This window comes from Corynebacterium sp. 74A, assembly GCF_008930665.1.
GTDB lineage: Bacteria > Actinomycetota > Actinomycetes > Mycobacteriales > Mycobacteriaceae > Corynebacterium > Corynebacterium megadyptis.
In genome coordinates this window covers 339,020-354,217 of the sequence record NZ_PQMG01000001.1, presented here as the reverse complement: position 1 = coordinate 354,217, position 15,198 = coordinate 339,020, and the positions used below count along the sequence as shown (strand labels likewise).

The window sequence follows — 15,198 nt, the reverse complement described above, 5'->3', positions numbered from 1 at the left end:
ATGAATGAACCCCGTAATCGCTCTCGTAAGGTGACGCGTAAGGCGGGACCGCCCGAGGTCGAATTCCAAGCCCCGGGTGAAGCCAACCCCTCCCAGTCCGATAACTCTGGGTCCTCCCAGTCCGACTCTAAGGGTTCGAAGAAATCGAACTCCCAGGGCGGCAAGCAGTCCACTGGCGGCAAGTCCGGCGGTTCTTCTTCGAAGAAGTCCGCGAGCGGCGATAACCGGGACAATAACAACTCTAACGGTGGGAATGGAGGCAAGAACTCCAAGAACAACGGCTCGAATAAGCGCGGTTCCCGCAATGGTTCCCGCGGCAATAACCGTCGCGGTGGTCGCGGTAATGACCGTGGCGGCCGCTCCGTGGTGCACACCATGCAGGGCGCCGACCTCACCCAGCCGTTGCCGGAGCCGCCGAAGCAGCCGAAGGATGGGCTGCGCATCATCGCCCTCGGCGGTATTTCCGAGATCGGTCGCAACATGACCGTCTTCGAATACCACAACCGTCTGCTGCTCATCGACTGTGGCGTGCTCTTCCCCTCTTCGGGTGAGCCGGGCGTGGATCTGATCCTCCCTGACTTCGATTACCTCGAGTCCCGCCTCGATCGCCTCGACGTCCTCGTGGTCACCCACGGCCACGAAGACCACATCGGCGCGATCCCGTGGCTGCTCAAGCTCAAGCCCGACCTGGAGATCTTGGCCTCCAAGTTCACCGCCGCGTTGATCTCCGCCAAGTGCCAGGAGCACCGCCAGCGTCCGAACCTGACGATCATCAACGAGGACTCTCACGAAAAGCGCGGTCCTTTCGATCTGCGTTTCTTCGCGGTCAACCACTCTATCCCGGACTGCTTGGGCGTGGCACTGAAGACCGGTGCCGGCCTAGTGCTGCACACCGGCGATATCAAGCTGGATCAAACCCCGACGGATGGTCGTCCCACCGACCTTCCTGCTATCTCCCGCTTCGGCGACGAGGGCGTGGACTTGTTCCTCTGCGATTCCACCAATGCCACCACCCCCGGTGTCTCCGGCTCGGAGGCAGACATTGCCCCCACCCTGAAGCGTCTGGTGACCGAGGCGAAGCAGCGCGTTATCATCGCGTCCTTCGCGTCCAATGTCTATCGCGTGCAGTCTGCCGTGGACGCGGCCGTGGCCGCCGGCCGCAAGGTGGCCTTCAATGGCCGTTCCATGATCCGCAACATGGAGATCGCCGAGAAGCTCGGCTACCTGAAGGCGCCGAAGGGCACCATCGTCTCCATGGACGATGCCTCCCGTATGGCACCGCATAAGGTCGTGCTCATCACCACCGGTACCCAGGGTGAGCCGATGGCTGCGCTCTCGCGCATGGCCCGCCGCGAGCACCGGCAGATCACCGTCCGCGATGGCGATCTCATCATCCTTTCCTCCTCGCTGGTGCCCGGCAATGAGGAAGCAGTCTTCGGCGTGATCAACATGCTGGCCCAGATCGGTGCCACCGTGATCACCGGCCGTGATGCCAAGGTGCACACCTCCGGCCACGGTTACTCCGGCGAGCTGCTCTTCCTGTACAACGCCGCCCGTCCGAAGAACGCCATGCCGGTGCACGGCGAGTGGCGCCACCTGCGCGCCAACAAGGAACTGGCTATCTCCACCGGTGTGGAGCGCGACCGCGTCGTGCTCGCCCAAAACGGTGTGGTCGTGGACTTGGATCAGGGCCGCGCCAAGGTTGTGGGCCAGATCCCGGTGGGCAATCTCTACGTCGACGGCGTCACCATGGGTGACGTGGACGCCGAGGTGCTGGCCGATCGTACCTCCCTCGGCGAGGGCGGCCTGATCTCCATCACCGCCGTGATCGACAACCGCTCCGGACAGCTGCTGGAAACGCCGCGCGTCCAGGCCAAGGGCTTCTCCGAGGAGTCCAAGGACATGATGCGCGAGGTCACTGAGATGGTGGAAAATACCATGACCGATCTCGCCGGCGAAGGCGAAGGCGACCCTTACCGCATGGTGCAGAAGCTGCGGCGCACCGTCTCCCGCTTCGTGGAGAAGAAGTGGCGCCGCCAGCCGATGATCGTGCCGACCGTCATCCCCATGCGCTCGAAGGACGATGCGCTTGACGACGACGACATCAAGGCTGCTCGTCCCTCGCTCTAAAAAGTAGTCGCGCTCAGGCGCGACCACGCGATACGTCCCAGTCCTAGCTAGCTGAAACTGGTTAGGATGGGGCGTATGTCTTTTTCTCAATCAGAACGCCAGAAACTCGCCGCACTCTTTACAGAGCTCGGCCCCACCGCTCCTACTCTCTGCGAAGGGTGGGACACCCAGTACTTAGCCGCGCACCTACTTGCCCGCGAGACCAATGTGCGCGCCGCCGGCGGCATTGTGATCCCGCAATTAGCAGACGCCCACGACGACGCCGTGGAGCAGCTTTTAGCAGATAAAGGCTATGAGACGATCGTGGAGGAATGGGCCGCCGGCCCGCCCACCTTACTCAAACCCTTTGACTCGGTGATGAATACCGCCGAGAACTTCGTCCACCACGAGGATGTTCGCCGCGCCCAAGAGGGATGGACCAAGCGGGAACTGAGTACCGCAGAGGAAAGCGAGCTCTACAAGGTGGCCAAAACCTTAGGGCGCACCATGGTCTCGTCCAAGGGCTCGGCCGTGGCCTGTGTCCCCACCACCAGTGAGCTCTCGCGCTTCGTGGTGGGGGATAAGCGCAAGGTCGCCTCCGCCGAGGACCAGGTAGTGACCGTGATCGGTGATATCGGCGAGATCGTGCTGTGGCTTTTCGGCCGCGAGCCGGTGGATGTGCGCATCCTGGGTGATGAATCCGGAGTGAAGAAGAAAAGCCTCTAGTACCGGCCGCGGTCGCGGCTGGGGCGGTGCGATCGACAGTTCTTTTCACGGATCACGCCCCACGCCCGTGTTGCTGCTGTGACTACAGGGATGTGAGGGGATAGACTAAAACGCATGACTGTCACGAGCCAAACCGGATCTTCCCGGAGGAAGAAGAAGCGCCCCTCTAGCTCCACCTCGCGCCCAGGCCGTAGTTCGAGCACTGGGCGTTCTTCACGCTCGGCCAGTTCTACCCGATCCACCTCGGTGGTCACGACCTCTACCCACCCTGCCTACCGCGCTGCGGAAAGCTCCGGCGAGCGCACCGGCAGTGCCTTGGTGGCCGTGGGGCAGGGGGTATCCGCTATGGCCAGCGCTACCGCGAACGCCACCCGCGGCATGGGCGCGAAGCTGGCCCAGGGCAAGGCTCGTATGGCTGAGCGCTCCCAGCAGCGTAAGGCCGCCAAAGCCGTGAAAGCGGCGGAGCAGGCCGATACCGGCGAGGCATCGGAGGAGGAGACCACTGTCATACGGCGAGCTCGTACCCCGCATGAGGCCTACCCCCTCAATGAAACAGACTCCAGCGGCTACACGGCGAGCCCGCGTGGCTCGCGTTCCTCCTATGGCTCCGAGCCCACCGCCTCCGAGCCGGATACGGACACGGCGCCCGCGGCGAAAGACACCGCCGGCGTCCCAGACTTTATTGAGCGTCATTCCGATGGCATTGGTCTCAGCCTGGTCGGCGTGGCTGCGGTGATCGCCGCCAGCATGTGGTTTAACGTGGCGGGCCCCGTTGGCCGTGTCATCGCCGGCTCGAGCCAATGGCTCATCGGCGCCGGCGCGCACCTCTTGCCGATCGCACTGATCGCTGTGGCTGTGGTGGTGATGATGGGCACCTTCCCCAAGGCCACCCACCGGCTACGCGTGCTTGTGGGCACCGCCTTGATCGTGGCGGGCATGCTGGGGCAGATCCATATTTTCTCCGGCCAGCCCACGACCACAGCGGGGCGCGCCGATTCCGGCGGCATTATCGGCACCCTCTTCGGCGGAGTCCTGGCTCTAGGCTTTACTTCCTATGTGGCCGTGCCGATTCTCACGCTCGTCATCATCTACGGCGCCTTGCGCGTCACCGATATCAGCGTGCGGGAATTCGTGGATATCTGCTCCCTGTGGATCCGCGAACAGCTCGGCCGCGGCGAGTCGGAGGAGTTCGATATCGACGCCGTTGCAGAATCCGAGTTCGACGAGGACGCCGCACAGAGCCCGCTGGTGGAGGACTCCTCGCTGTCTCGTCCCCGCCGCGAGCGCGAGCGAGACAGCGCGGAGATTCCGCGCCGTGTGGCCGCCAGCCCGCAGCAGCCTGCCCCGCGCCCGAGCGCGAGCCCGCGCCCCCGCTACACCGCCGCCGCCGAGGACACTCAGCAGGCCCCGCAGCCCGAGTACTCCACCTCCGAGGCGGAGCCGACTGCGGTGCTGCCGCGTGATTACACCCCGAGTGATCCGCACACCACCAGTTCCTTCGCGGCCATCGGTACAGACTCTCCGCTGCCGGCAGAAGATCCCGAGCAGGCAGAGGATGACTATGCGGACGAGGACTACGCAGCAGCAGCCGAGCGCAGCGACGATGCCGTACAACGCTCCCATGACGCGGTGCGGCGCTCTGCCGCAGCCCGCACCGCCGCGCACAGCCCGCGCCCGGCTACCCCGCAGCCTGCCGCGCCGACACCCGCTGCTCCGAAGCCTGCTGTGCCCGAGTCGGATGCGGCTGAGGTCTCGACGGTGGATCCGGCGGCGATTCCGGCCTCCACGCCGCGTAGCGAGCTGAATAAGCGGGAGGAGCCGGCGCGCGAGCCGGCACCGGTGGCCAATAATGACAGCGACTATGAGCTGCCCTCCACCGATCTGTTGGTGGCCGGTAGCGCGCCGAAGACCCGCTCGGCTGCCAATGACCGCATGATCGAGGCCATCACCGAGGTCTTTAATGAGTTCAAAGTGGACGCCCAAGTAACGGGCTTCTCCCGCGGCCCCACAGTCACCCGCTATGAGGTGGAGCTGGGCCCGGGCGTGAAGGTCTCGAAGGTGACCAACCTGCAGTCCAACCTGGCCTATGCGGCGGCCACCGATAACGTGCGTCTGCTCACCCCGATTCCCGGCAAGTCCGCCGTGGGTATCGAGGTGCCCAACTCCGATCGCGAGATGGTGCACCTCGCCGATGTGCTGAGCTGCCCAGAAACTCATGACAATCCCGATCCGATGGTTATCGGCTTGGGTAAGAACATTGAGGGCGATTTTGTCTCCCACTCGGTGCAGAAGATGCCGCACCTGTTGGTGGCGGGTTCTACCGGCTCCGGTAAGTCCGCCTTCGTCAACTCGCTGCTGGTGTCGCTGCTCACCCGTGCGCGGCCGGAGGATGTGCGCCTGATCCTGGTGGACCCGAAGATGGTGGAGCTCACCCCCTACGAGGGGATTCCCCACCTGATCACCCCGATCATCACCCAGCCCAAGAAGGCGGCGGCCGCTCTGCAGTGGCTGGTGGATGAGATGGAGCAGCGCTACCAAGACATGAAGTCGGCGCGCGTGCGCCACATCAAGGACTTCAACCGCAAGGTCAAAAGCGGCGAGTACCAGGCACCGCTGGGCTCGGAGCGGGTGATCGAGCCCTATCCCTATATCGTGTGCGTGGTGGACGAGCTCGCCGATCTGATGATGACCGCGCCGAAGGAAATCGAGGAATGCATCGTACGCATCACGCAAAAAGCGCGTGCCGCAGGCATTCACTTGGTGCTAGCCACGCAGCGCCCCTCGGTGGATGTGGTCACCGGTCTGATCAAAACGAACGTGCCCTCTCGTCTGGCCTTCGCAACCTCCTCGCTCACTGACTCGCGCGTGATCCTCGATCAGGGCGGCGCGGAGAAGCTCATCGGTATGGGCGATGGCCTGTTCATTCCCCAAGGCGCCGGCAAGCCGCAGCGCATCCAGGGCGCCTATGTGACCGACGAGGAAGTCCAGGCAGTGGTGGAGGCCGCTAAGGCCCAGGCCGAACCGGAGTACACCGAGGGCGTCACCGACGATAAGTCGGCGGAAGCCAGCAAGGATATCGACCCGGATATCGGCAACGATCTCGAGGATCTCCTCGAGGCCGTGGAGCTGGTGGTCACCGCCCAGGTGGGCTCGACCTCCATGCTGCAACGCAAGCTGCGCATCGGCTTCGCCAAGGCCGGCCGACTCATGGACCTCATGGAAACTCGCGGGGTGGTCGGACCCTCCGAGGGATCGAAGGCCCGCGAGGTCTTGGTCAAGCCCGATGAGCTGGACACCATCCTGTGGATGATCAAGGGCGCCGATCCCGCCGAGGCGCCTAAGGAAGAGGATGGCCCCGAGGTGAAGACCGTGGATGCGAATCCCACCGGCGGAGTGTTCTAAGACCGAACCCGCACACATGGAGATCAATGTGTGCGGGTTTTTCGTATATAGTGGGTTCCGTCATGGAGGGGAGTACCCCTGAAATGGTGGTGATCGTCAGCACGGCCGCCGCTGTACCGCGATGGCGTGCAGCAGCCCCGGTCCCACCAGCCCACTACGCGGTGGGGGAGACCTCCGGTACGTAACTACTTTTCGCACCGGAGGATAATCACTATGCATGTGCCTTTGTGGGTGTGGGTGCTCACGGCCGTGATTGTCATTGCGTTCATCGCATTCGACTTCTTTACCCACGTCAAAACCCCGCACGAGCCGAGCTTGAAAGAAGCCGGCTTTTGGACCGCCTTCTACGTGGTGCTCGCCATGCTCTTCGGCGGTTTTGTGTGGCTGGTTTGGGATCACCAACGCGGCCTGGAGTTCCTCTCCGGCTACGTCACCGAAAAAGCATTGAGCGTGGACAACCTCTTCGTGTTCGCGCTGATCATCGGCACCTTCAATGTTCCCCGCAAGTATCAACAAAAGGTGCTGCTCTTCGGTATCGCCATGGCGTTGGTCTTCCGCACCGTATTCATTCTCTTGGGCGCGGCCGCCATTAATGCCTGGTCGGATATCTTCTATCTCTTCGGTATCTTCTTGCTCTACACGGCGATCAAAACCGTGTGGGAAGAGGCGAAGGATGCACCGCCGACCGATCCTGCGGACATGGCGATTATCCGCTTCACCCGCCGGTTCATTCCGATGACGGACGACTACAACGGCGATAAGATGACCGCCCGCGTCAACGGTAAGCGTTTCTTTACCCCGATGGCGATGGCGCTGGTGGCGATCGGCTTTATCGACGTGATGTTCGCCTTCGATTCCATCCCCGCCATCTATGGGCTGACCAACGAGGCCTATATCGTCTTCACCGCCAATGCCTTGGCCTTGATGGGCCTGCGGCAAATGTACTTCCTGCTCGATGGGCTGCTCGATCGCCTCGTTTACCTGGCCTATGGCCTGGGCATCATTCTGGCGTTCATCGCCGTGAAGCTCATCCTGCACGCCCTGCACGAAAACAACCTGCCCTTCATCAATGGCGGCGAGGATGTGCATGTGCCCGAGATCGGCACCTGGATGTCCTTGGCCTTCATCGTGGGCGTGTTGGTGCTGACCATTGTGGCGTCCTGGATCAAGGGCAAGCGCGATGAGGCCCAAGGGGCCGTGGCTATCTCCACGAACAAGCTCTTGGGTAAGCACGAGGACAGCGCCACCGGCGATGCCGCGCAGCGCAGTGCCCGCGTGGAGGCCTCCCAGGACTAGGGCGGCGAGACGCCCTCACGCTAGATATCGAAGACGTTGAGCACGGGGTTCCAGGTTTTAAAGGAACGGGACTCCAGTGCGCCGCCCGTGTAGAAGGGGTCGCGGTCCATGAGCGCGCGGGCATCGTCGATACCTGCCTCATCCTCGAGAGCGATGAGGATGAGCGCGCCACCCTCGCCGTCGGTGTAGGGGCCGGAGCCGATGAGCTTTCCCTGCTGCTTGAGATCGCCAAGAAACTCGCGGTGTACGGGCCGAATCTCGGCGATCTTTTCGGAGCTGGGGGAGTAGGAGTATTCCACTGCGAAAACCTTCATGGTTTCAAATTATAGGTCGCAAGGTAGGGTTGAAGGCGTGAAGGACCCGAGCAACAGCACCCCAGCAGCTAACTCCGTGCAGCGACCCTCGAATTTCAATCTGCCGAATGTATTGACATCGCTGCGCATTATTTTCGTGCCCGCCTTCGCGTGGCTGGTGCTGACGAGCCAAGGCCAGAACAATGGCTGGCAATGGGCCGCGTTCATCATGTTCGCCATGTTAATGTTCACCGACAAGCTCGATGGGGACATCGCGCGTAAACGCGGGCTGATCACTGAATTCGGCAAGATCGCTGATCCCATAGCCGATAAGGCGCTGATGATCACCTCCTTGGTGTGCCTCAACCTCATTGACATGCTGCCGTGGTGGGTCACCATCGTCATCGTGGCGCGTGAGCTGGGCATTACCTTCTGGCGCATGGTGCAGCTCCGGCGCGGAAGGGTGGTTCCGGCCTCCAAGGGCGGCAAGCTCAAGACCGCGCTACAAACCATTGCCGTGGGGCTCTATTTGCTGCCGCTGCCAGGGTGGATGGACATCCCCAGTTTTGTGGTGATGCTGGCCGCTGTGGTGGTGACCGTAGTCACAGGTGTGCAGTACATTATCGACGGCCGCAAGGCCAATTAAGAGCGTGGACTCTCTCGATACCGCCGCGGCAGCGCTGCTCGACGCGCTGCGCAGGCGCGGATTGACTCTGGCCTGCTGTGAATCTTTGAGCGCCGGAATGCTCGCCGGCACGCTCGCCAATATCAGCGGCGCCTCCGCGGTTCTGCGCGGTGGTCTAGTCACCTATGCCACGGAGCTAAAAAGCGAACTCGCTGGGGTGGATCCGCAGCTGCTGGACCTATTCGGCCCTATATCCCCGGAATGTGCCACTGCGATGGCGCGTGGAGCTCGCCGGGCCTGCGGTGCCGACATCGCGATCGCCCTCACCGGCGTGGCCGGCCCAGAGCGACAGGATGGGCATCCCGTCGGGGAAGTATGGATGGCCGTAGCCAGCGGCGAGCACGCCGTGCGGGTGCGCCGGATGTCGCCGCCCCGCCGCTGTAGCCGACAGGGGATTCGCGCGCAGGCGGTGGCCGAGGCGATCGACTTCGGCCGCGAGCATATCGACGCTATGCCGCTGGGGTGAACGAGAAGCAACTACAGTGGGTGCACAACCACCACCGCGTGCCGCGCCGATGATGGCGCGGGGAACAAAAGGTGTCCCCGAGACGTTAGAAGAAGTGATGGCAACTTACACAGCTCTTTTAGATCAGCCGCTCGGCGCCCATCGGGTGCGCCCCGACTCGGCAGGCGCGGAGACCATGGCATCCTCGCGTCCCGAGGAGCCGCTGTTGCGCGAGGCTCTTGGGGCAGCCTTGCGGTCCTTCCGCGCGGATAAGGGCATCACCCTCCGCGAGCTCGCAGAGGCCTCCAGTGTTTCCCCAGGCTATCTCTCCGAATTGGAGCGAGGCCGCAAGGAGGTCTCCTCCGAGCTACTGGCCGCGGTCTGTTATGCACTCGATACCCGTGTCGCGGATGTGCTCATCGAGGCCGCTGGCTCAATGGCAGTGGAGTCTGCGCAGGCGGACTTGGCGAAAGTGTAAGACCGTCCCCCTGCGCCTAGAGTGATCGCCGAGCTGGATACGCTTGGCGGCACGAGCTAGGTGCGACACCGATGGACGCTGTGGTGCGTAGTGCTGTGCGTGCGCGCCAGTTCGATACCTGCTGACGTACAATCAGCGCAGGAATACACATTGTGGCAAGAAAGGCTGACGAGAAAGCGTTATGGCTAATCCCTTTACTAAGGCATGGAAGTACTTGATGGCGCTGTTCGACTCGAAAATCGAGGAGAACGCGGATCCGAAGATTCAGATTCAGCAGGCCATTGAGGAAGCCCAGCGTCAGCACCAGGAGCTCTCGCAGCAGGCTGCCAACGTGATCGGCAACCAGCGCCAGTTGGAGATGCAGCTCAACCGCCGTCTCTCCGAGATCGAGAAGCTCCAAGGCAATACCCGCCAGGCGCTGAAGCTGGCCGATCAAGCCCGCGCCGAGGGCAATGAGGCCAAGGCCTCGGAGTACGAGAACGCTGCCGAGGCTTTCGCCGCCCAGCTGGTCACTGCTGAGCAGTCTGTGGAGGACACCAAGAAGCTGCACGATCAAGCTCTGCAGCAGGCCACCCAAGCCAAGAAGGCCGTGGAGCGCAACTCCATGGTGTTGCAGCAGAAGGTCGCCGAGCGCACCAAGCTGCTCTCGCAGCTCGAGCAGGCCAAGATGCAGGAGAAGGTCACCGAGTCCCTGGAGTCCATGAACTCCGTGGCTGCTGGTGGCAACACCCCGAACCTGGATCAGGTGCGCGAGAAGATCGAGCGGCGCTATTCCAACGCACTGGGCCGCGCCGAGCTGGCAGAAAACAGCGTCCAAGGCCGCATGGCCGAGGTTGAGGCAGCCGGCGTACAGATGGCAGGCCATTCCCGCTTGGAGCAGATCCGCTCCGATATGCGTGGGGATGCTCTCGAGTCCGGTTCTCCCCAGCAGTCCATCGAGTCGCCTCGCCCCTCCTCGAACTCGGTGAGCAACGATGCCATTCAGCAGCGCATGCGAGAAATCCGTGGCGAATAACTCCTCGGCCCGTATCCGCCCTCGCGGCATCGAGAGATGCACACAGGGCGCGCACACGGCTTAGGGGGTAGTACTGCCCCAAGCATTAACGCTGGCCCGCACACCGGAATGTGTCTGGGCCAGCGTTTGTGTGTCTACGGAAGGATTAATCGCCTACCCCGCGCGCCCATAGGGCATCAGCGATGGCGCGGGCGCGGCGAATAGAACGAATAACTACGGGGGTGCCAAGGGCGGTGAGGGAGAAATCAACCCCGCGTGCCTTCCTGGCATCCAGTACCTCGTTCACGGCGTTGAGCTGCAGCGGGATCAACCGGATGGTTAACGAGATGGCCAGGCTGATGGTCTCTACCGGTACACCCCAGCGGGCGGTGGGGGCGAGCATGGACTCCAGCGAGTGCATCATCTCGGCAATTGTCGTGGTGAGGGTGAGCAGTACCGCGGCAGCGATGGAGGCGAAGAGCAGGAGCACCAGCGTGATGGCGTCGATAAGCGTGTTCTGCCACCACTGAAAGCCGCCGAGAAGGAGCAAGAGCGGCAGCGTCGGCCATAATTGACTCCACGCGATGTGCGCGGGGATACGGGCAAGCAGATAGCCGGCGGCGACCAGCGCGAGGACGATAGCGGCGCGGGTGGGGGAGGAGACCACCACCGCGGCGGCGATCACGAAGATGATGAGGCCGCAGAATTTCACGGCCGCCGGCAGCCGATGCATGGGGGTGTGGCCGGGAACGTAGATGCTGAGCGGGACCGAACGCATGGGCTTAGCCCTCGATCATGGCGCGCTCGTAGTGGGCGATAACCTCCGCCGGCGGGCCATCTTCGCGGATGGTGTGGTTATCGATCCACAGCACGCGGTCGAAGTCCCGGATGAAGCCGAGATCGTGGGTGACCACGATGACCTGTTGGCTCAGCTCGGCGACAATGCGGCGCAGCTGCTCGCGATTGCGCAGGTCCAAGAGGGTGGTGGGCTCATCGGCGATCAGCACCTCCGGCTGCATCACCAGCACCGCAGCCAAGGCCAGAAGCTGCTTCTGCCCGCCAGAGAGCGTATGCGGGGAGTGCTCACGATAGGCGCTCAGCCCGAAACGCTCCATGACCTCCTCGACGCGGGCATCCCGCTCGGTCGAGCTGAGCTTGAGGCGTTTGAGGGAGAAGCGAATATCGTCTTCCACGCGGGGCATCACGATCTGGTTCTCCGCGTCGGTGAAGACAAAACCGACTTTCCGACGCACCTTCTTGCCGTGTCTGGCCACCTCCAGCCCATCGACACTCACCGAGCCGCTGGTGGGCTCGCCGAGGCCGTTGATCAGCCGGATGAAGCTGGATTTGCCGCCGCCATTGGCGCCGATGATGCCGATGCGCTGCTCCTCAAGCTCCACAGAGATCGGATCGAGCACCCGATCGCCATCAAAGCTGATGCTGGCGGAGGAAAAGACGATGCGCGGCATCTAGATCGTGGTGTGGGAGGGCTCGCGGCGGCGCTTCTCCTCAGCCATGATGTCGGGGAATGCGGAGTGCACGCCGACGGCAATAGCGGCAGCGGCGGCGAACTTCAGCGCATCCAAGGGCAGGAAGGTGCCGTGGATGACGATGGCTTCACCGAAGCCCATATCGCCGCGCAGCCACAGACCGATCGCGCCGAGCAGGTACTGGGCGAGCAGCCCCACGAAGGCACCGAAGCTCACCGCCATCACCAAGTTGCTCTTGTTGCGCGGCCGCGCCTTATAGGCGATGACACCGGCGATGAACGCGCTGCAGAGATAGCCAAAGAGATAGCCGATCGTCGGCCCCGCCAGCGCCGCCAGGGTGGAACGACCGCCCGCCAGCACCGGCAGCCCCAGCATGCCGATGAGAAGGAACAGCCCCGCCGTGTAGAAACCGCGACGACCACCCAGCACGAGGCCCGCGAGCACCACGATCGCGTTCTGCAACACGATGGGCACGCCGGCGGCACCGGGAATAGTGACGAATGCGAAAACGATGATCAATGCGGTAAAAACCGCGATATAGGAGATATCGCGCACTGTGGAGCGGGAGGGAGAGGCGGCCATAAGTGGGGAATCCTTAATAATCACAATAGGGAGCGGATCTCAGCGGGCACGGAACGCCGCGACTACCCTCAGCAGGCGGCAGCGACTTAGTGTCACCTGAGAAGAAACAAAACGTGTGTCTTACTGTAGTCGTTGAGAGCGCCTATGAACATGGGGGACGGAGAACTTCCTCGCGCTTATCGACGTCGCCTTCGGTGGCTCGGCACCGCGCGGGACTGGATGGGGCGCTGTAGGCGAGAACGCCGAGCGGGTTACGATGGGCGCTATGCGCGAAACACAATTCCTGAAGCTCGTGACCGACGAGTTCGGGCAACAGTACGGTCAGTGGATCGTGCGTTCCCATGTGCTCAGCCGCTGGGGGCAGACGGCCGCCGAGCTCATGGAGGGACAGGGCACTGATCTGCGGGATATCTGGTGGCATCTCTGTGCGGATTTTGATGTACCGGCCGAACGGCACTTGGGTGTGGATGACTAGCGCGGCAAGAAGGGCTGTACTGGGATAACGAAAGTTGCATTAGAACATGTGTGCCCGTAATCTGTTCGATAGTGTCGCACGCGGGCGCTAGTGTGATCCTTGAGCGCGCCGCCCAGCGCGCAGCCAGAGGGCACTCGCGTGGCGGAACCGCTGCAGGAGCCTGAGCGTCTATAGAAGATATTGGTGGCTCGAGTCCTCCGGTAGCGTGGCGCCATACGGCGATGGCTATATACGGGCGCACAAAGCCACCACGATGCGCACAGCCCGCTAGGGCTGGTGGCGCATCGGTGAAAAACAACCAAGCGATAGCAGGAGACGAGACAACAATGGCAGCACGCAAGACCAAGTCGAAGACCCCCAAGGGTGCGTCGAATGATAAGGCCAAGGCCCTCGAATCGGCCATGGCGCTGATTGAGAAGGACTTTGGCAAGGGCTCAATTATGCGCCTGGGTGATGAGAATCGCCCGCCGATTAGCGCGATTTCTTCGGGCAATACCGCTATTGATATCGCCCTGGGTATTGGCGGCTTCCCGCGCGGGCGCATTGTGGAAATCTACGGTCCGGAGTCCTCCGGTAAGACCACCGTGGCGCTGCACGCGGTAGCCGAGGCGCAGCGCGCCGGCGGTATCGCCGCCTTTATCGATGCCGAGCACGCCCTTGATCCGGACTATGCCCGCAAGCTGGGCGTGGATACCGACCAGCTGCTGGTATCCCAGCCCGATACCGGCGAACAGGCCCTCGAGATCGCCGATATGCTGGTGCGTTCTGGGGCTATCGACATCATTGTGGTGGACTCGGTGGCCGCGCTGACCCCGAAGGCCGAGATCGAAGGCGATATGGGCGATAGCCACGTCGGCCTGCAAGCGCGACTGATGAGCCAGGCGCTGCGCAAGCTCACCGGTGCCCTCTACAGCGCGGGCACCACCGCGATCTTCATTAACCAGCTGCGCGAGAAGATCGGCGTGATGTTCGGTTCGCCGGAAACCACCACCGGTGGTAAAGCCTTGAAGTTCTACTCCTCGGTGCGCTGCGATGTGCGTCGCATCCAAACCCTGAAGGATGGCCAAGATGCGGTGGGTAACCGCACCAAGCTGAAGGTGGTGAAGAACAAGGTGTCGCCGCCATTCAAGGTGGCCGAGTTCGACATCATCTACGGCGAAGGTATCTCCCGTGAGGGCTCGATCATTGATCTCGCCGTGGAAAATGGCATCGTGAAGAAATCCGGTTCGTGGTTTACCTACGACGGTGATCAGCTCGGTCAGGGCCGAGAAAAGGTGCGCCTGCATTTGAAGGACACCCCAGACCTGGCCAATGAGATCGAGGATAAGATCCTGCGCAAGCTGAAGGTAGGCAAGTACGCCAATCTCGAGGACGATGACGCGCTCACCGACGATCCGGTGGACATGGTGCCCAATGTGGACTTTGATGATGTCGATCTGGGAGACGACTCTGAGGAGTAATGACACAGCACAGCGCCGAGTCCTGGGAAGAGAAGAACGCCAAGCTGCGGGCGCTCGCCGACGCCCTCGAGCGCTATGAGCGCGAGGGCAATCCTGGGCTCTTCGACGAGCACGCGGAAGAAGAGCGCCAGACCGTGCGCGCCAAGGCGCTCGTTCTGCTCAACCACCGCATGCGCTCGGAACACGAGATGCGGACACGGCTGCTCGGCTATGACTACCCACCCGAGGTCGTGGACGCGGTCATCGACGATCTCATCTCCCAACGCCTCATCGATGATGCCCTCTTCGCTTCGGAATGGGTGCGGCAGCGCCATCGCAAGGGCAAAAGCCGCGCAGTACTGGACCGCGAACTCCGAGATAAGGGAATCGGCGCCGATACCCGCGCCGAGGCGCTGCAGCAGGTCGACGATAGCGACGAACGCAGCGTGGCCGAGGCCGTGGCGGAAAAGAAAGCCCGTTCCATTGCGCGGCCGCCTGCCGACTTCGCAGAAAGAAATAAGTACTTACGCCGCATCGTCGGCGCCCTCGCTCGCCGAGGCTTCACCCAGCACATGAGCATGGGTATTGCCATCGCCGCCCTCGACGCGAGGATCGCAGAACTCGACGATTAAGGTTTCGTGTCGTGGGCGCAGGTCACGCCGTGGGCGGGAGAGAACGCCTCCCGTCGCACCTATTGCGGCACTTGCGTGCAAGCGTCTTCACTCGCCAGAGCTGGGGCTGCTGCTGGAGACGTTTGTCTTTTCACGCCATCGGCCCTCGATTG

15 protein-coding genes are annotated in these 15,198 nt (G+C 62.6%); 11 read left to right on the top strand and 4 right to left on the bottom strand.

The window, feature by feature from the left end; translation table 11 throughout:
• From GBB11_RS01540 to GBB11_RS01525, 4 genes are all read left to right on the top strand, one after another.
• The gene (locus GBB11_RS01540) at nucleotides 1-2,130 is read left to right on the top strand and encodes a ribonuclease J (protein WP_151548754.1); all 2,130 of its coding nucleotides are present in this window, start codon (nucleotides 1-3) and stop codon (nucleotides 2,128-2,130) included.
• Between the two features lie 75 nt (nucleotides 2,131-2,205).
• A complete protein-coding gene (locus GBB11_RS01535; RefSeq protein ID WP_192796292.1) occupies nucleotides 2,206-2,835 on the top strand; it encodes a TIGR03085 family metal-binding protein in 630 nt (209 codons plus the stop codon).
• A gap of 114 nt (nucleotides 2,836-2,949) precedes the next feature.
• On the top strand, nucleotides 2,950-6,237 hold the full coding sequence (locus tag GBB11_RS01530; RefSeq protein ID WP_192796293.1) for a DNA translocase FtsK: 3,288 nt from the start codon (nucleotides 2,950-2,952) through the stop codon (nucleotides 6,235-6,237).
• A gap of 213 nt (nucleotides 6,238-6,450) precedes the next feature.
• Nucleotides 6,451-7,533, top strand: a complete 1,083-nt coding sequence (locus GBB11_RS01525) for a TerC family protein (protein ID WP_151548752.1) — start codon at nucleotides 6,451-6,453, stop codon at nucleotides 7,531-7,533.
• Nucleotides 7,534-7,553: 20 nt separating this feature from the next.
• Here the strand turns inward: GBB11_RS01525 and GBB11_RS01520 are convergent, their stop codons facing one another.
• Nucleotides 7,554-7,847: a YciI family protein gene (locus GBB11_RS01520; protein WP_151528579.1), complete on the bottom strand. Its 294-nt coding sequence runs from the start codon at nucleotides 7,845-7,847 to the stop codon at nucleotides 7,554-7,556.
• Between GBB11_RS01520 and pgsA the strand changes: the two genes are divergently transcribed.
• The 4 genes from pgsA to GBB11_RS01500 all read left to right on the top strand — a co-directional run bounded on the left by pgsA (nucleotide 7,846) and on the right by GBB11_RS01500 (nucleotide 10,449).
• On the top strand, nucleotides 7,846-8,472 hold the full coding sequence (gene pgsA, locus GBB11_RS01515; RefSeq protein WP_151548751.1) for a CDP-diacylglycerol--glycerol-3-phosphate 3-phosphatidyltransferase: 627 nt from the start codon (nucleotides 7,846-7,848) through the stop codon (nucleotides 8,470-8,472). The two genes, GBB11_RS01520 and pgsA, sit on opposite strands and share 2 nt — an antisense overlap.
• A 4-nt stretch (nucleotides 8,473-8,476) precedes the next feature.
• The gene (locus tag GBB11_RS01510; protein WP_151548750.1) at nucleotides 8,477-8,977 is read left to right on the top strand and encodes a CinA family protein; all 501 of its coding nucleotides are present in this window, start codon (nucleotides 8,477-8,479) and stop codon (nucleotides 8,975-8,977) included.
• A 97-nt stretch (nucleotides 8,978-9,074) separates the two neighbouring features.
• Nucleotides 9,075-9,434, top strand: a complete 360-nt coding sequence (locus tag GBB11_RS01505; protein ID WP_151548749.1) for a helix-turn-helix domain-containing protein — start codon at nucleotides 9,075-9,077, stop codon at nucleotides 9,432-9,434.
• A 181-nt stretch (nucleotides 9,435-9,615) separates the two neighbouring features.
• Nucleotides 9,616-10,449 (top strand): PspA/IM30 family protein, encoded by an 834-nt coding sequence (locus GBB11_RS01500; protein ID WP_151548748.1) that lies wholly within the window; start codon nucleotides 9,616-9,618, stop codon nucleotides 10,447-10,449.
• A 145-nt stretch (nucleotides 10,450-10,594) separates the two neighbouring features.
• Here GBB11_RS01500 and GBB11_RS01495 read toward each other — a convergent pair whose 3' ends face one another.
• The 3 genes from GBB11_RS01495 to GBB11_RS01485 are packed head-to-tail and all read right to left on the bottom strand — an operon-like array spanning nucleotide 10,595 to nucleotide 12,500.
• Nucleotides 10,595-11,206: an energy-coupling factor transporter transmembrane protein EcfT gene (locus GBB11_RS01495; RefSeq protein ID WP_151548747.1), complete on the bottom strand. Its 612-nt coding sequence runs from the start codon at nucleotides 11,204-11,206 to the stop codon at nucleotides 10,595-10,597.
• Nucleotides 11,207-11,210: 4 nt separating this feature from the next.
• Nucleotides 11,211-11,897 carry an energy-coupling factor ABC transporter ATP-binding protein gene (locus GBB11_RS01490; protein ID WP_151548746.1) on the bottom strand — a complete coding sequence of 229 codons (687 nt, stop codon included), beginning with the start codon at nucleotides 11,895-11,897 and terminating at the stop codon, nucleotides 11,211-11,213.
• A complete protein-coding gene (locus tag GBB11_RS01485; RefSeq protein WP_151548745.1) occupies nucleotides 11,898-12,500 on the bottom strand; it encodes a biotin transporter BioY in 603 nt (200 codons plus the stop codon). It abuts the gene before it with no gap.
• Nucleotides 12,501-12,765: 265 nt separating this feature from the next.
• Between GBB11_RS01485 and GBB11_RS01480 the strand changes: the two genes are divergently transcribed.
• From GBB11_RS01480 to GBB11_RS01470, 3 genes are all read left to right on the top strand, one after another.
• Entirely contained in the window at nucleotides 12,766-12,975 is a 210-nt protein-coding gene (locus tag GBB11_RS01480) for a DUF3046 domain-containing protein (protein ID WP_151548744.1), read from the top strand.
• A 326-nt stretch (nucleotides 12,976-13,301) separates the two neighbouring features.
• Nucleotides 13,302-14,435, top strand: a complete 1,134-nt coding sequence (gene recA / locus GBB11_RS01475) for a recombinase RecA (protein ID WP_151548743.1) — start codon at nucleotides 13,302-13,304, stop codon at nucleotides 14,433-14,435.
• Entirely contained in the window at nucleotides 14,435-15,046 is a 612-nt protein-coding gene (locus GBB11_RS01470; RefSeq protein ID WP_151548742.1) for a regulatory protein RecX, read from the top strand. The genes recA and GBB11_RS01470 overlap by 1 nt, the downstream gene beginning before the upstream one ends.
• The last annotated feature ends 152 nt before the right edge of the window (nucleotides 15,047-15,198 follow it).

What these genes read in the sequence shown, in the direction of transcription:
- GBB11_RS01535 (WP_192796292.1), top strand. Translation starts at nt 2,206, where the DNA reads ATGTCTTTTTCTCAATCAGAACGCCAGAAACTCGCCGCACTCTTTACA.
- pgsA (WP_151548751.1), top strand. Translation starts at nt 7,846, where the DNA reads ATGGTTTCAAATTATAGGTCGCAAGGTAGGGTTGAAGGCGTGAAGGAC.
- GBB11_RS01490 (WP_151548746.1), bottom strand. Translation starts at nt 11,897, where the DNA reads ATGCCGCGCATCGTCTTTTCCTCCGCCAGCATCAGCTTTGATGGCGAT.
- GBB11_RS01530 (WP_192796293.1), top strand. Translation starts at nt 2,950, where the DNA reads ATGACTGTCACGAGCCAAACCGGATCTTCCCGGAGGAAGAAGAAGCGC.
- GBB11_RS01485 (WP_151548745.1), bottom strand. Translation starts at nt 12,500, where the DNA reads ATGGCCGCCTCTCCCTCCCGCTCCACAGTGCGCGATATCTCCTATATC.
- GBB11_RS01500 (WP_151548748.1), top strand. Translation starts at nt 9,616, where the DNA reads ATGGCTAATCCCTTTACTAAGGCATGGAAGTACTTGATGGCGCTGTTC.
- GBB11_RS01520 (WP_151528579.1), bottom strand. Translation starts at nt 7,847, where the DNA reads ATGAAGGTTTTCGCAGTGGAATACTCCTACTCCCCCAGCTCCGAAAAG.
- GBB11_RS01495 (WP_151548747.1), bottom strand. Translation starts at nt 11,206, where the DNA reads ATGCGTTCGGTCCCGCTCAGCATCTACGTTCCCGGCCACACCCCCATG.
- GBB11_RS01525 (WP_151548752.1), top strand. Translation starts at nt 6,451, where the DNA reads ATGCATGTGCCTTTGTGGGTGTGGGTGCTCACGGCCGTGATTGTCATT.
- recA (WP_151548743.1), top strand. Translation starts at nt 13,302, where the DNA reads ATGGCAGCACGCAAGACCAAGTCGAAGACCCCCAAGGGTGCGTCGAAT.
- GBB11_RS01505 (WP_151548749.1), top strand. Translation starts at nt 9,075, where the DNA reads ATGGCAACTTACACAGCTCTTTTAGATCAGCCGCTCGGCGCCCATCGG.
- GBB11_RS01480 (WP_151548744.1), top strand. Translation starts at nt 12,766, where the DNA reads ATGCGCGAAACACAATTCCTGAAGCTCGTGACCGACGAGTTCGGGCAA.
- GBB11_RS01540 (WP_151548754.1), top strand. Translation starts at nt 1, where the DNA reads ATGAATGAACCCCGTAATCGCTCTCGTAAGGTGACGCGTAAGGCGGGA.
- GBB11_RS01470 (WP_151548742.1), top strand. Translation starts at nt 14,435, where the DNA reads ATGACACAGCACAGCGCCGAGTCCTGGGAAGAGAAGAACGCCAAGCTG.